The organism is Nostoc sp. C052 (genome assembly GCF_013393905.1).
Taxonomy (GTDB): domain Bacteria; phylum Cyanobacteriota; class Cyanobacteriia; order Cyanobacteriales; family Nostocaceae; genus Nostoc.
In genome coordinates, this window is the sequence record NZ_CP040272.1 from 243,028 (window position 1) to 256,179 (window position 13,152).

General features: G+C 40.1%; 12 protein-coding genes. 5 read left to right on the forward strand and 7 right to left on the reverse strand.

All coding sequences use genetic code 11. From position 1 onward, the window contains the following. Positions 1-138 precede the first annotated feature (138 nt). A complete protein-coding gene (locus tag FD723_RS00990; protein ID WP_179063692.1) occupies positions 139-957 on the forward strand; it encodes a DALR anticodon-binding domain-containing protein in 819 nt (272 codons plus the stop codon). 179 nt (positions 958-1,136) lie between these two features. On the opposite strand, the gene FD723_RS00995 is transcribed toward FD723_RS00990, so the two are convergent. Together FD723_RS00995 and FD723_RS01000 are read right to left on the reverse strand one after the other, a co-directional pair. After that, positions 1,137-2,006, reverse strand: a complete 870-nt coding sequence (locus FD723_RS00995; protein WP_179063693.1) for a Cof-type HAD-IIB family hydrolase — start codon at positions 2,004-2,006, stop codon at positions 1,137-1,139. 276 nt (positions 2,007-2,282) lie between these two features. Beyond that, a complete protein-coding gene (locus FD723_RS01000; protein WP_179063694.1) occupies positions 2,283-2,981 on the reverse strand; it encodes a choice-of-anchor E domain-containing protein in 699 nt (232 codons plus the stop codon). 554 nt (positions 2,982-3,535) lie between these two features. On the opposite strand from FD723_RS01000, the gene polA reads away from it, so the two are divergent. Together polA and FD723_RS01010 are read left to right on the forward strand one after the other, a co-directional pair. Next, positions 3,536-6,481 carry a DNA polymerase I gene (gene polA / locus FD723_RS01005; protein WP_179063695.1) on the forward strand — a complete coding sequence of 982 codons (2,946 nt, stop codon included), beginning with the start codon at positions 3,536-3,538 and terminating at the stop codon, positions 6,479-6,481. Positions 6,482-6,507: 26 nt separating this feature from the next. Beyond that, positions 6,508-7,431 carry an ABC transporter substrate-binding protein gene (locus FD723_RS01010; protein WP_179063696.1) on the forward strand — a complete coding sequence of 308 codons (924 nt, stop codon included), beginning with the start codon at positions 6,508-6,510 and terminating at the stop codon, positions 7,429-7,431. A gap of 135 nt (positions 7,432-7,566) precedes the next feature. On the opposite strand, the gene FD723_RS01015 is transcribed toward FD723_RS01010, so the two are convergent. The 4 genes from FD723_RS01015 to FD723_RS01030 all read right to left on the reverse strand — a co-directional run bounded on the left by FD723_RS01015 (position 7,567) and on the right by FD723_RS01030 (position 10,345). Continuing rightward, positions 7,567-8,004 carry a hypothetical protein gene (locus tag FD723_RS01015; RefSeq protein WP_179063697.1) on the reverse strand — a complete coding sequence of 146 codons (438 nt, stop codon included), beginning with the start codon at positions 8,002-8,004 and terminating at the stop codon, positions 7,567-7,569. A gap of 12 nt (positions 8,005-8,016) precedes the next feature. Then, the gene (locus tag FD723_RS01020; protein ID WP_179063698.1) at positions 8,017-9,450 is read right to left on the reverse strand and encodes an amidase; all 1,434 of its coding nucleotides are present in this window, start codon (positions 9,448-9,450) and stop codon (positions 8,017-8,019) included. Between the two features lie 102 nt (positions 9,451-9,552). Beyond that, the gene (locus FD723_RS01025; protein ID WP_179063699.1) at positions 9,553-9,939 is read right to left on the reverse strand and encodes a hypothetical protein; all 387 of its coding nucleotides are present in this window, start codon (positions 9,937-9,939) and stop codon (positions 9,553-9,555) included. 148 nt (positions 9,940-10,087) lie between these two features. Continuing rightward, positions 10,088-10,345: a hypothetical protein gene (locus FD723_RS01030; protein ID WP_179063700.1), complete on the reverse strand. Its 258-nt coding sequence runs from the start codon at positions 10,343-10,345 to the stop codon at positions 10,088-10,090. Between the two features lie 700 nt (positions 10,346-11,045). On the opposite strand from FD723_RS01030, the gene FD723_RS01035 reads away from it, so the two are divergent. Next, complete coding sequence (locus FD723_RS01035; protein ID WP_179063701.1) at positions 11,046-12,272, forward strand: pentapeptide repeat-containing protein; 1,227 nt, start codon at positions 11,046-11,048, stop codon at positions 12,270-12,272. Positions 12,273-12,276: 4 nt separating this feature from the next. Next, the gene (locus tag FD723_RS42315) at positions 12,277-12,411 is read left to right on the forward strand and encodes a hypothetical protein (RefSeq protein WP_256875006.1); all 135 of its coding nucleotides are present in this window, start codon (positions 12,277-12,279) and stop codon (positions 12,409-12,411) included. A gap of 1 nt (position 12,412) precedes the next feature. On the opposite strand, the gene FD723_RS01040 is transcribed toward FD723_RS42315, so the two are convergent. Further along, a protein-coding gene (locus FD723_RS01040; protein ID WP_179063702.1) for an IS1 family transposase occupies positions 12,413-13,098 on the reverse strand; the annotation gives its coding sequence in 2 pieces (ribosomal slippage) (positions 12,413-12,759 and positions 12,759-13,098; 687 coding nt in all). Positions 13,099-13,152 lie beyond the last annotated feature (54 nt).

A 13,152-nucleotide genomic window follows, 5' to 3' on the forward strand; every position in this document is an offset into this window, starting at 1 on the left:
AATTAAATTTATACCGCAAGACAGATGACAGAAATGTAACAAATATATCTTACATAGCTATTTAAGTAATATTACGTGCGTCATAGATTACCAGTTAGCAAATATACGTCAATCAAGCAGCTATTGTATAGTTATTTAATGAAATCAATAAGCATTGATACTTACAAAGCAGAAAATAACTGCATAAGAAGTGAAAAAATTCCTCTACATAAAGGTAGAGATGAAAATAGAGTTTTATACACTTCAAGTGTGTCTTTGCGACTATCAAAATCTCAGAATCGAAAAGCGATGGAGCTTGCTAATGCGATCGCTTCTGATTTATCAAGGATTTGTGAGGACGTTTTTAGTATCCAAGTAGTTCCCCCTGGTTGGATATATTTTGAATTAACTCACTCAACTTTAGCGACTTGGTTACAAAGTCTCGTAGTTGGGAGTTTGGGGGTACTGGGAACTGGGGACAAGGGGACAATGGGACAAGGGGGACTACTAAAGCCAATGCCCAATGCCCAATTCGCTGTTCAATATGCCCATGCACGCTGCTGTTCGCTAGTGCTTCTGGCTCATCGAGAGGGATTGATTAAACTTAGAGAACCAGTTCCAAGTACTAGCCTAGCTTTTTGGGATGTTATCTCTCCTAACCCCATACCTTGGCTTAATTGTGACGGAACACTACGGCTAAATCACCCAGATGAGCATCGTCTAATTGACGAATTAATACAAGTAGTAGACAACATAGAGTGCCCTGATGTTGGCGGTTCTGTGAAATGGGAAAAAGTAGCGCTGAATTTGAGCCAAGCTTTTGAAAAGTTTTGGTCTAATTGCCGAATTTGGGGTGAGGTGAAAATTACGTCACCAGAACTAGCCCAAGCCAGACTTGGATTGCTCATGGCTACTCAGTCAGTATTAAGATTTGTCCTAGAGGAAAACCTGGGTGTTTTTGCGCCTTTGGAGTTATAAATGGGTAATGTCGCTTAGGTGAAAATAAAAACTTTAATATAGCTATTGACTCAATGCACCACCTCGGCTACATTAGCAGGAGTGTGAGGAGCGAACCAGCTAGGGCACCGAGACGAAACACGGCCAGTCGTCGGTGTCCTTTCTGATTTATATAGATTAGGTTAGAAAAAGTACCTTCACTACAGCAAAAACTTTTCAATTGCTACTGCTGCCCCATCTTCTTCTACGCTAGGAGCTACCCACTGTGCGATCGCTTGCACTGCTGCTGGTGCGTTACCCATAGCGACACCAAGTCCAACATATTCCAGCATTTCCACATCATTGAAGTTATCGCCAATGGCCATCACATTGGCTAGCTGTAATCCCAACAACTCTTCGGCTAGGTAACGTACAGCAGTTCCTTTGTTTACAGAAGCGTTAGTTGCTTCAAAAAAGGTAGCTACAGATGTTGTTAAATAAAGTTCGGCGGGTGTGTACTGGCGGCGTAAATTTCCTAATAGCTTGTCGATTACGTCAGTGTCATCGGATAAAGCAAGAATTTTTGTCGGTTCATTCGTTAAGGCTTGGCGTAAATCACCTACGGGAATTGGGATAACACCAGAACGTTCTGCATAAATTTGGGTTTCTTTCGTTAATTCACGGACATATAGCTGATCGTTGATATAAAAGTGGACAGATAGGAGCGATCGCAACTCAGGTTGTTCAAAATAGTCGATTAGCTGGTAGGCTATTTCTCTAGAAACAACCCAGTGGCGATGAATTTTTTGGGTGATCGGGTCTTGAATCCAGGCTCCTTGATAGGCCATTAATGGTAGGGTAGAGCCGATGTCTTGGTGAAAACGCAAGGCTGAACGATACATTCGACCGGTGGCGATCGCCACTTGAATTCCTCGTGCTTGCGCTGCCACAATAGCTTGCTTTACACCTGCACTGATGGTGTTAGAGTGCCCTGCGATCGTGCCATCTATATCCAAAACTAGTAGTTTAATGTCTTTTGCAGCAGCCTGATGATCGGTAGATGCCAAATGAGTGGCAAATGCTTTCTGCATAATTTCCTAGATTTTAAGTTCCAGTTAGAGGTTAACAGGGTCTAACGACCAGTGGGAAGTAATAACAAAAATTGGGTTCTCTGCTCAACCTAATTTTTATAACATAAAGATGCCGAATCACAATATTTTAGATTGCTATAGTATTTTTTAAATATTGTTCAAAATTGCTCAAAATTCTGGATAATAATCATAACAAAAAACCCCAATTATCGAAAAGATCGGGGTTTTTAATTTATAGAATGGAAAAAACCGCTTATTCAAGAAAGTCTATGAATTTTACCCTTTGATCCAGCTTTTTTTGCGTTGTGACAACAGACAAAGCCCAGCAATTAAACCAACTCCAAGGGTGGTGGAGGGTTCAGGTATCGATTTAACATCATCGTAGTCATAAGTTACTTTGATATTTGCTTTGGCAAATGTTTTGACATAAGATGCTATGTTGCCCGAACCTGAAACTACTGAATTAGCTCTAGCTGAGAACAAAAAGTCTATGTTGCTATTACCAATGAAAGACTGCAAGAATTGGGTATTAGTGAAAGACTGAGTACCAGATTGTGTGGCAGTTAGTCCAGAAACAGTCTTTCCAGATGTACCACCAAAATCAATGATGTCGTCAGATTGATCAACTTCGTAACTGAAGCTATTTTGCGGATTGAGCGCAAATAGAGACTGATTATTTAGTTTTAAAGCGAGTTGACTGGCAAGATTTACTGTCACCGGACTTGAAGTATTACCTGTGTTTTCAAAACCTGCATTTCCAAGTATATCGCCAGTAAATCCTATCGTTACACCCTTGAGAGTGCCTAAAGACGAGTTAAATTGTTGGATGCTCAAAGGTGCATCAACGATATTTGTCAACTTATAGTCAAGGGAACTAGTGTACGAGAGAGAAGCTGCATTAGCTGCGCTAGATGTTGCAACTATTCCTGCCAACGTTGTCGCAGCTGACAGAGTGTTCAATAATTTTGTTTTCATGATGAAAGATTTTTTCTAAAACGAATCATTACGGGATTACTAACTTACTTTCTAACTCTGAAACTTTACTTGTAGGCTTGATAAATACACGTAACTTTATGTAAAGCTTTTATATTCAAGTCCCTTCCGAAAGTATAGTTCATGATTGGTACATATAAAGTTTTATTAAAGAAGAGAGGCTTTGTATAGTGGCAGTCTTATGTCGAAATACTAATTTAGTGTTTGTGGTTCCTGAAAAGTAAGCTAGGTCTATCTAATTCAACATAAAACGCTCAGAAGTATAGATCCCCGATTTCTGCTGAAAAGTTGGGGATTTGGTTGCTGTGTTGATACTCACGTACTTAATTAGGGTAGTATTCCTGGTAAAAGTTGGTTCTACTGGGCTTCCGTACTAAAACTGTAAATACTTAGAGTTTATCATGTACAAAATTAGACATTAAGTGATTTATAAAGTAATTTACACTGAATAAAGTACGCTATTATCGCCAAAGCCAAGCTGAACGAGCATTTTAAATTGCTAACTATGTGACAAAGCTTCTGGCTAAAATAGGGCTATGTCTGAAACTTTCACTTCTGTAACTACAACACGCCCCACGTTCATCCTCGTCGATGGACACTCGCTGGCCTATCGTTCATACTTTGCTTTCGCCAAAGGGCGAGATGGAGGACTGCGTACTAAAGCAGGCATTCCCACCAGTATATGTTTTGGTTTTGTGAAGTGCCTGCTGGAGGTAATGGCAACACAACAGCCTCAAGCAATGGCGATCGCTTTTGATTTGGCTGAGGCAACTTTTCGCCACGAAGCCGACGAGACTTATAAAGCTGATCGCCCGGAAACGCCAGAAGACTTTATTCCTGACTTAGAAAATCTCCATGAATTGCTGAATGGCTTCAATCTACCCTTTTTCACTGCCCCTGGTTTTGAGGCTGATGATGTTTTGGGAACCTTAGCACAGCGAGTCACTGCGGCTGGTTATAGGGTGAAGATTCTGACTGGCGATCGCGATTTATTTCAACTGATCGATTCTGACAAAGAAATCACTGTTCTAAATTTTAGTCCAGATGCTCTAAAGCGCTCTACAAATAGCATCACGGAATTTGAAGCAGAACAAGTAAAAGAGAAGATGGGCGTTTTACCTTCACAAATTATTGATTTCAAAGCTCTTTGTGGTGATAAATCAGATAATATTCCTGGTGTCAAGGGAATTGGGGAAAAAACAGCAGTACAACTGCTAAATACCTATGGTTCACTTGAGAATGTTTACGCTGCGTTAGATGAAATTAAAGGCGCAACTCAGAAAAAACTGGCAGCAGGTAAAGAAGATGCCGAGAAGTCTCGCTATTTGGCAACTATAGTTTTAGATGTTCCTATAGAATTTAATTTAGAAGATTGTAAATTAAAAGGTTTTGATACAAGCGTCTTATCACCAATTTTAGAAAAATTAGAATTCAAGTCTTTTTTAGGCAGGATAAACGACCTTCAGCAACGTTTTGGTGGCAAAATTGAAGAAAAGCAAGAAGCCAAAACAGACGCAAGTAATCCTAATTCTACGAACTCAGAATTCAGCGCTGATGAAGATAATGATTTGTGGTTTTTCAGTGCTAGTGATACAGCAGCAGTTCCACAACAATCTACTTCCCCAATTACACCACGCATTATTAACACCGAAACAAAATTAACTGAGTTAGTGCAACTTTTGCAAAAATTCACTAATCCAGAAACACCCGTTGCTTGGGATACTGAAACTACCGCTTTAGAACCAAGAGATGCTGAGTTAGTAGGAATTGGCTGCTGTTGGGGAACACAACCAGATGAAGTAGCCTATATTCCTGTGGGGCACAAAACTGGAGAAAATTTGCATAAATATTTGGTGCTAGAAGCATTACGTCCAATTCTTGAAAGTGCTGATTATCCCAAAGCTTTACAAAATGCCAAATTTGACCGATTAGTTCTCAGGTGTCAAGGAATTAATTTGGCGGGAGTGATATTTGATCCCATGCTAGCAAGTTACATTCTCAATCCCGATTCAAGTCATAATTTGATGGATTTGTCGCAGCGATATTTGGGATTGATAGCTAAAAGTTACTTAGATTTAGTTCCTAAAGGCAAAACTATCGCTGATATAGATATTCCGGCTGTTGCTGATTACTGCGGGATGGATGCTTATTCTACCTTTGGTTTAGTGGCAAAATTGCGTGAGGATCTGGAGAAAATTCCGTCTTTGTCTAAGTTGTTAGTGGAAGTAGAACAGCCACTAGAAGCAGTTTTAGCCGAAATGGAATACACAGGTGTTCGCATTAATTCAGCTTATTTACAAGAACTTTCGCAGCATTTAGAAACAGAATTAGCCAGGTTAAAAGAGGAAGCAACTGAAATAGCTGGAGAAAATTTTAACTTAGGTTCTCCTAAGCAATTGAGTCAAATCTTGTTTGAAAAATTGGGGTTAAGTACTAGACATTCTCGTAAAATTCAAACAGGATTCTCTACAGACGCAGCAACTCTCGAAAGACTTCAAGAAGATGATAACACTGGGTTTGTTGAGGCGATCATTGAGTATCGCACCCTATCTAAATTAAAGTCTACTTATGTTGATGCCTTACCTGCATTGGTGCGTCCAGATACTCAGCGAGTGCATACTGATTTTAATCAAGCAGCAACATCGACGGGTAGGTTATCTTCTTCTAATCCGAATTTGCAAAATATCCCCATTCGTACAGCTTTTAGTCGCCAAATTCGCAAGGCATTTTTGCCTGAAGCTGGTTGGTTAATGGTGGCTGCTGATTACTCACAAATTGAATTACGGATTTTGGCTCATTTGAGTCAAGAGCCGATATTAGTGCAAGCATATCAGCAAAATGAAGATGTTCATACTGTGACGGCGCGGTTAGTCTTTGAAAAAGAAAATATCACCTCAGAAGAACGAGGGATGGCAAAAACTATCAATTTTGGCGTGATTTATGGAATGGGTTCTCTCAGGTTTTCACGCTCAACTGGGATAGATAAGACTATTGCCAACGAGTTCATTAAGCGGTTTAATGAACGATATCCGAAAGTTTTTGCATATTTGGAGCGAGTGAAAAAAGAAGCGATCGCTCTTGGTTATGTAGAAACTATTTTCGGTCGTCGTCGTTATTTTGACTTTACTAATAACAGTTTACGTCAATTAAAAGGCAGTAATCCTGAAGATATCGATTTGAGTAAGTTGAAAAATTTGGGTGCTTATGATGCAGGTTTATTACGCTCTGCGGCTAATGCACCAATTCAAGGTTCTAATGCTGATATTATCAAAATTGCAATGGTCAGATTGCATGAGGTTTTAAAGAACTATCAGGCGCGCTTGTTGTTGCAAGTTCACGATGAATTAGTGTTTGAAATTCCACCTGATGAGTGGGAAGAATTACAACTACAAATTAAATCGGTGATGGAAAATGCAGTGCAGTTGAGTGTGCCTTTGCTGGTAGAGGCGCGTGTCGGTGAAAATTGGATGGAGACGAAGTAAGTTTAACTGGGGATTGGAATTTTAATATGCATCGTCGTTGGCTCTTATCTGCTTTAGCAATTTTGTTGAGTATAGTTTTAGTTGCTTGCACCACTGCAAATACTCAGCAACCACAAACCAAAGTGGAAAATAGCGCTGAGGCGACTAACACAAACTCTCAACAATTATCAAAAGGCTCGGCAAAAAGAGTTGTTGCTCTTTCTTCTCTTTCTGCTGATATTATCTTTCGACTCGAACCAACAAAAATTGTTGGAATTACTGGTAGTAGATTATTTAAGAATGACTCAAGATTCAAGGATATTCCCCGCGTTAGTGAAGGTCAAAGTCCGCCAAATTTAGAGAAAGTGGTAGCACTCAAACCAGATTTAGTTATTGGTGCTGAAGGTTTTTCTAACATTCCAATTCAAAAACTTCAGCAGCTAGGAATTGCAACTTTGCTCACTAAGGTGAATAGCTGGGAATCTCTAGAAGAACTTACTAAAAAACTGGCTGGATTAATTAATGCCGATCCTCAGCCTTTGTTAAACCGTTATAAAACTTTTTTGCCAGATAAGCCAACTCAGAGTCCTTCTACTCTAGTGCTGGTTAGTCGTCAACCAATTTTAGCGCCAAATAAAAACAGTTGGGCAGGAGATTTGCTGGCGAAGTTTCAGGCGAAAAATCTAGCCGCAGATTTACAAGGAAAAAGCCCAGTTGGCGGCTATGTGACGCTTTCGGCTGAGAAAGTTTTAGAAGCAAATCCAGAGGTGATAATTTTGGTTAATCCTCCACAAGGAAATTCGGAAGCAGCACTTTTAGATTCTTTGAAAAAGAAAGCTTTTTGGCAGCAATTGCAAGCAACTAAAAATAACCGAGTTTATGTGTTTGATTATTTTGGTTTGGTGAATCCAGGTAGTATAGATGCAATTGAAAAGGCTTGTCAGCAGCTTAAGCAAGCGTTGTTTGCATAGGGCACTTTATGGTTCAGTGAGGGCTAAAACTGCTTTGTAAAATCCAATTTTTTAACGAACCGCCAAGGACGCAAAGGACACAAAGAAAGAAGTTAAAAGGGGCGCAGCCTCACAAATAAATGGTATAAAAACTAGTTATTTACAATGTTCTTTAAGAAGAGATACAGCTAATTCAAAACTATTAGGTTGAGTTTGCACTGCATAGGCTTCTCTTTCTAAATCTTGACGTTTGACATCAGTATAGCGTCTAAAAAATGGTCGCGCGTAATTGATTGGTTGAATTTTTAAACCTAAAGTTTTTATTTTTCCTTTTCCGGCACATACCTGTGCTGCATGAACAGTTTCATGGATTAATGTTTGAGTCCCAATATGTAGCTCAAACACTACGGGATTAATCCAGATTTTTTTGTCAGCTTCTCTTAGTAACCCATAAGCTCCTCGCTTTGGTGGCAGTGCAATGATTACCTGAAACCCTTTCTTTTCTAGTTGATTTTTTAAATCTAAAAATTTTGCCTCTGGGTTAGGTATTTGAGAAAGCAGTAGTAAGGAATTTAATATAAAAATTTTGCGCACTGCTTTTTTTAATTACTTCAAAACATTTCTATTCAATTCTAATGGCATGATGAAAGGAGAAATGCTTTCGTAAGCTTTAGCTGCTTGCAATACCAGTAAATCTCTATATTTTGCAGCAACAATTTGTATCCCAACAGGTAAACCATTTGTAGTGAAGCCACAAGGTACAGACGCAGCAGGTTGTTGTGTGAGATTAAAAGGATAGGTAAAAGGTGCCCAATCGCGTTGCGGATTGTCAATAGATGATTGTGGTCTGTTTTGTCCAACCGGAAAAGCAACTGTAGGTAAGGTGGGAGTAATCAGTAAATCATAGTTTTCATGAAAGCGTTGCATTTGTCGTCCCAATGCTTCACGAGCATCTTGGGCGCTAAGATATTCTGCTAGTGTGATGCGTTGGCGTAGCCCGCCGAAGGCATCGCCTTCTTTGGCAATTGAGAGCAAGCCTTCTTCAATGACAGCTTGTTGTTCTGGACTAAAGCCGCGCACTAACTTGGCTGCACCAGCTTGCCAAAACGTTTGGAAAATACTGCGGGGATTTGCAAAACCAGGATCGACTTCTTCAACAACAGCACCAAGTTTGGCAAAAATATCAACGGCGGTTTTAACTAAGGCAGCTACTTCTGGATCGACATCAGCGTAGCCAAAGTTAGGGCTGTAAGCAATCCGCAGTCCCGCAACACCTCGATCTAAATCAATAGTGTAGTCCTGTTTGTCATCTGATAAAGCATACCAATCCCGTACATCAGGATGGGCAATAACATTCATCGTGACTGCGGCATCGGTGACAGTGCGAACCAGAACGCCAATATGAAACAAAGTTCCTGTATGGGCTGATGGATAGCCAGCAACACGCCCAAAAGTGGGTTTCAAACCAAACACTCCGGTTAAGGCTGCTGGTGATCTTGACGAGCCGCCGCCATCTGTACCGAGATGGAGTGTTCCCATTCCCAATGCAGCAGCAACAGCTGCCCCGCCACTACTACCTCCAGGAGTCAAATCTGTATTCCAAGGATTGCGGGTGATTCCAGTCAGGGGGCTGTCGGTTACACCTTTCCAACCAAACTCTGAGGTTGTGGTTTTTCCTAGTAGTACTGCTCCTTGTTCGCGCAAACGAGCCACCGCAGGGGCATCTTCTGGCCAAGGTTGATTGGAAGTAATCGCTTTACTACCTCGTCGGGTTGGCAAACCCTTAGTTAAGAGTAAATCTTTAACGGTAAAGGGTATACCATCCACCAAGCCAAGGGGATTTCCATTCAGCCAACGCACTTCGGAAGCCTCTGCTTCAGCAAGAGCGGTTTTTTCATCAACGATCGCAAATGCATTAACTTGGCTATTGTAAGTATTAATCCGCTCTAGGGCAGCTTTGGTTGCTTCTGTTGGTGACAACTGGCGCTCGCTATATAGCGACAAAAGCTTAGAAGCCGAGAAATCAGCAATCTCTGACATATTTAGGATTGAAAAATGATGTTGTGATTAATTCTTAATTAAAAAATCCGGTATAAATATCAATTTACCGTAGTTTTTCTCACAACTCAATCTTCACTCTAGTTAACTATTGCCTAAACTTTGCATAATGATACCTGTATAGCGATCGCTGCCTTGATTATCAATCAGCAGTCCTGAACCAAAAGTACCACTGCCTTGGAGATTGCTAATGCCTTGATAAGTGTCTTGACCTTGTGCATCATAGAGTATGCCAGTACCAAAAATACCTATGCCTTGACTGGCGTATTCTGCCTCATAAATATCATCACCTTTTAAATCTAACAGCAATCCATAGCCAAAGATACCAGCCCCAAAGCTGGGAATTTTCCCCGGTGGGCTAGAGTAGCGGTCTTTGCCAGCTAAATCTAAGGTGACGCTGACACCATGAGCAATATTTTTAGTCGCAGCACCGCCAGAGTAAGTATCATTACCTTCAACATCTACGATCAATAGGTAATCGTCAGGGGAATAGACTTCAATACTTGTCGGGTTTTGGGGAAAAGGGGAAGGTGGGGTCCCCTCTGGGGATAAGGGGCGGGGGAAAGGGGAAAGAAAAAACCTTTAACCAAAACCCAATTCCGAGTTAAAAATGTAAAACCTACGCAGTATTGGAATAGACTTGATCGCCTTTAGCACTGAGAATAATTCGACCTTGGAGTGTATTTATGCTGTAGTTATAATTTCCTGACAACAAATTAACTGGGATTTGGCTGATTTGACTTTGCATTTCACCAACAGCGGCGGCTGTTAAAATTGCTCCTGTGTTGAGCATTTTAAAATCAACGTTGTCTAAAAGAGATTCAATTAACAGTACCTTTTCTAGACTAATATCTTCTTCTGCGGCTTCTTGCTCCACAGTTTTAACTGCGTAGTTAAATACTTCGGTGTAGGTGCGATCGGCATCTAGTTGTAATTTAGCTTTGGTAGCGATCGCCCAAATTGTTGAACAATTTTTGGTATCACGAAAATTGCCCTATATTGCGTAAATACCAAATTTTATACTCAAAAACTCCGCAATTGCCCAGAGACTCTGGAGGCACAAATCGGGGAAAAAAGATTCTGGCGATCGCTCTGACTGCTGACGCAGGTGCAATAAATCAGCAATACGCACTAAGAACAGGGTTTCAATAGCACATCGTTAAACCTGTGGGCAGCATAAGAATTACTCACAGCGATTTCTAACTTAGTCCAATCTACTTAGGGTTTGTGATCAACCTGAGTAATTAGATAAACCCGGTTAATGTTACAGAATTTAAACTATTTCTCACAAGTAATATCGTGTTTCTAATTGCCTGAAATACTCTAGTTCATGGAGAAAAATGTTGTGTCCCAACTGCTAATCATTCGTGAATAATGCGATCCCTGACTTCTCTAGAAAGTCGAGGATATTGTCGATCGCGAATGATTCAGGATGACTATATATAGATAATTTTTATGTCGTAGATTTAAGAACTGGTCAATTTTATCCGTGTTTTTACTCTATCATAACTTTACGGATACTCTTAGAATCAACCTAAATTTATTTCCGTAAGGAGTCGGATATGAAGACTTATGACATGTCTTTCATAAAGACCAATGGACACACGACTTTGTTGGCATTTATCTCAGTTATATTTATTTTATCATTCACTCTAATTTTCTCATTTTTTGAAAATATTCAAGAATTGTCAACTCAAGAAAAAATCGAATACATTACTCAAGCATTAACAACTATTGCCATCATTATTGGGGGATTGGCATTAATTATTAATGCTTACTATACCTCCAGACTCTCTTTGGATGAGAATCACAGTCTGTTAACCCAACTTTTGGCTGGAACACTAGCTTGGGATCACAATATTGGAAATGGTATCAATCATAGTCAAATAACTCCACAAGAAATTGTTCCCGAACGCTTTTCTAAAGCAATTGAACAATTGGGAAATGAAAAGATTGAAACGCGATTTGCGGCAATTTATGCTTTAGAACGAATTGCCAAAGATTCTCCAAAAGACCATTGGACAATCATGGAAATTCTCGCTGCTTTTATCCGTGAGAACGCCTCGGCGAATCAGGAATATGAGGACGAGTCAAGGCAATCATCCAAACTTCCTACAGATATTCAAACAGCTTTAACTGTTATTGGACGACGCGATTCATCCAAAGATCCAATCAATCAGAAACTCGATTTACGCAATACAGACTTGAGTAATGCAGATTTAACAGAAGCTAACCTCTCAAGGGCGATGCTTGTCGGAGCTAACTTGCAATGGGTCAATTTTACACGAGTCAACCTCTCAGAAGCAGACTTATCAGTAACCTATCTTTGTGGTTCAGTCCTCTATGAAGCCAATCTGCAAAAAGCCATCCTCCCAGAAGCCAATCTCCAAGGCGTAGTCCTCAGAAAAGCGAACCTTTCTCAAGCAATCCTTTATGATGCCAATTTGGAAGGTGCAGTTCTTTGTGATGCCAATTTGGCAGGTGCAGTTCTTTGTGACGCTAACTTGGAAGGTGCAATTCTTTGTGATGCTAACTTAGAAGAAGTCAACCTTGAGGGTAGCAATCTCCAAGATGCAAACTTGATTGGCAGTAACTTGCAAAGGGCAAAACTGGCTGGAGCTAATTTAGACAGTGCATTACTGAGTACAGCTAACCTCCAAGAAGCTAACTTCCAAGAAGCTAACCTCTGTGGAGCAAACTTGAGCGGTTCGGAGAATGTAGAATCACAGCAGATTGAAGAAGCAATTGGCGATCGCACAACCATCCTACCGGAAAATCTGAAAATACCCCAGCACTGGCGATAATGCGATGGGCAATTCATCAATTGCCCAAAATCATCTATGTCCTTTCACTAATGCCAACCAACTAACTCATCTGCTAAAGATGTCTATTGGTTTACTGTTATATAAGAAATGGGCATTGCTGAATGAAGGGATGAATTAATTTATGTTGGTACAATTTTATACTTCAAATAATGAAGTAATAATTTAATCGAGTATCTCAGCATTTGTTCTGATTTGGAATAGCATAAAGTTTTGCGGTGAAGGCGTGCAAGATAATGACGTAACCGAGTATTTTCATTTTCCACCCGTGTCATATATGTTTTACTCACAATTTGGTCTCCATCGGGGATAAAACTTGGGTAAACCTTCCAGCCATCGGTCACATAAAAATAGCTTTTCCACTGTTCAACAATTTCCCAAAGTGGCTTAAAAGTTTCAGAACTATGGTCTCCTAAAACCCAAGCTAAAATACCTTGAGTAAAGTGATTTACTGCTGTCCACAACCAAATTTTGTTTTTTTTGAGCCGATGAATGTCTCTAATTCATCCAGTTCTGCAACTTCTGGAATCATATCTTCTTTTGGTACATCTGGCAGCTTCTCTCCTAGTTGTTTGACCCAATAGATGATCGTAGTATGGTGTACGCCTTTAACTCGTTCAATACCACGAAAACCCATACCGTTAAGGTACATTTTTAAGCATTCTTGTTTTAGTTCTTCTGAATATCCTTTTGGCTGATCGTATACATCAATAAATTGGCGATTGCAATGAGTACAAATGTGATTTTGTTTACCTTTACGTTTCCCATTCTTTCTGATTTCTGTAGAGCCGCAGTATGGACATTGCACAGTAGATGACCTCAATTCATCTCTCTATTATGCAACGCCAAGAAATGTATATAA

What these genes read in the sequence shown, in the direction of transcription:
- FD723_RS00990 (WP_179063692.1), top strand. Translation starts at nt 139, where the DNA reads ATGAAATCAATAAGCATTGATACTTACAAAGCAGAAAATAACTGCATA.
- FD723_RS00995 (WP_179063693.1), bottom strand. Translation starts at nt 2,006, where the DNA reads ATGCAGAAAGCATTTGCCACTCATTTGGCATCTACCGATCATCAGGCT.
- FD723_RS01000 (WP_179063694.1), bottom strand. Translation starts at nt 2,981, where the DNA reads ATGAAAACAAAATTATTGAACACTCTGTCAGCTGCGACAACGTTGGCA.
- polA (WP_179063695.1), top strand. Translation starts at nt 3,536, where the DNA reads ATGTCTGAAACTTTCACTTCTGTAACTACAACACGCCCCACGTTCATC.
- FD723_RS01010 (WP_179063696.1), top strand. Translation starts at nt 6,508, where the DNA reads ATGCATCGTCGTTGGCTCTTATCTGCTTTAGCAATTTTGTTGAGTATA.
- FD723_RS01020 (WP_179063698.1), bottom strand. Translation starts at nt 9,450, where the DNA reads ATGTCAGAGATTGCTGATTTCTCGGCTTCTAAGCTTTTGTCGCTATAT.
- FD723_RS01035 (WP_179063701.1), top strand. Translation starts at nt 11,046, where the DNA reads ATGTCTTTCATAAAGACCAATGGACACACGACTTTGTTGGCATTTATC.
- FD723_RS42315 (WP_256875006.1), top strand. Translation starts at nt 12,277, where the DNA reads ATGGGCAATTCATCAATTGCCCAAAATCATCTATGTCCTTTCACTAAT.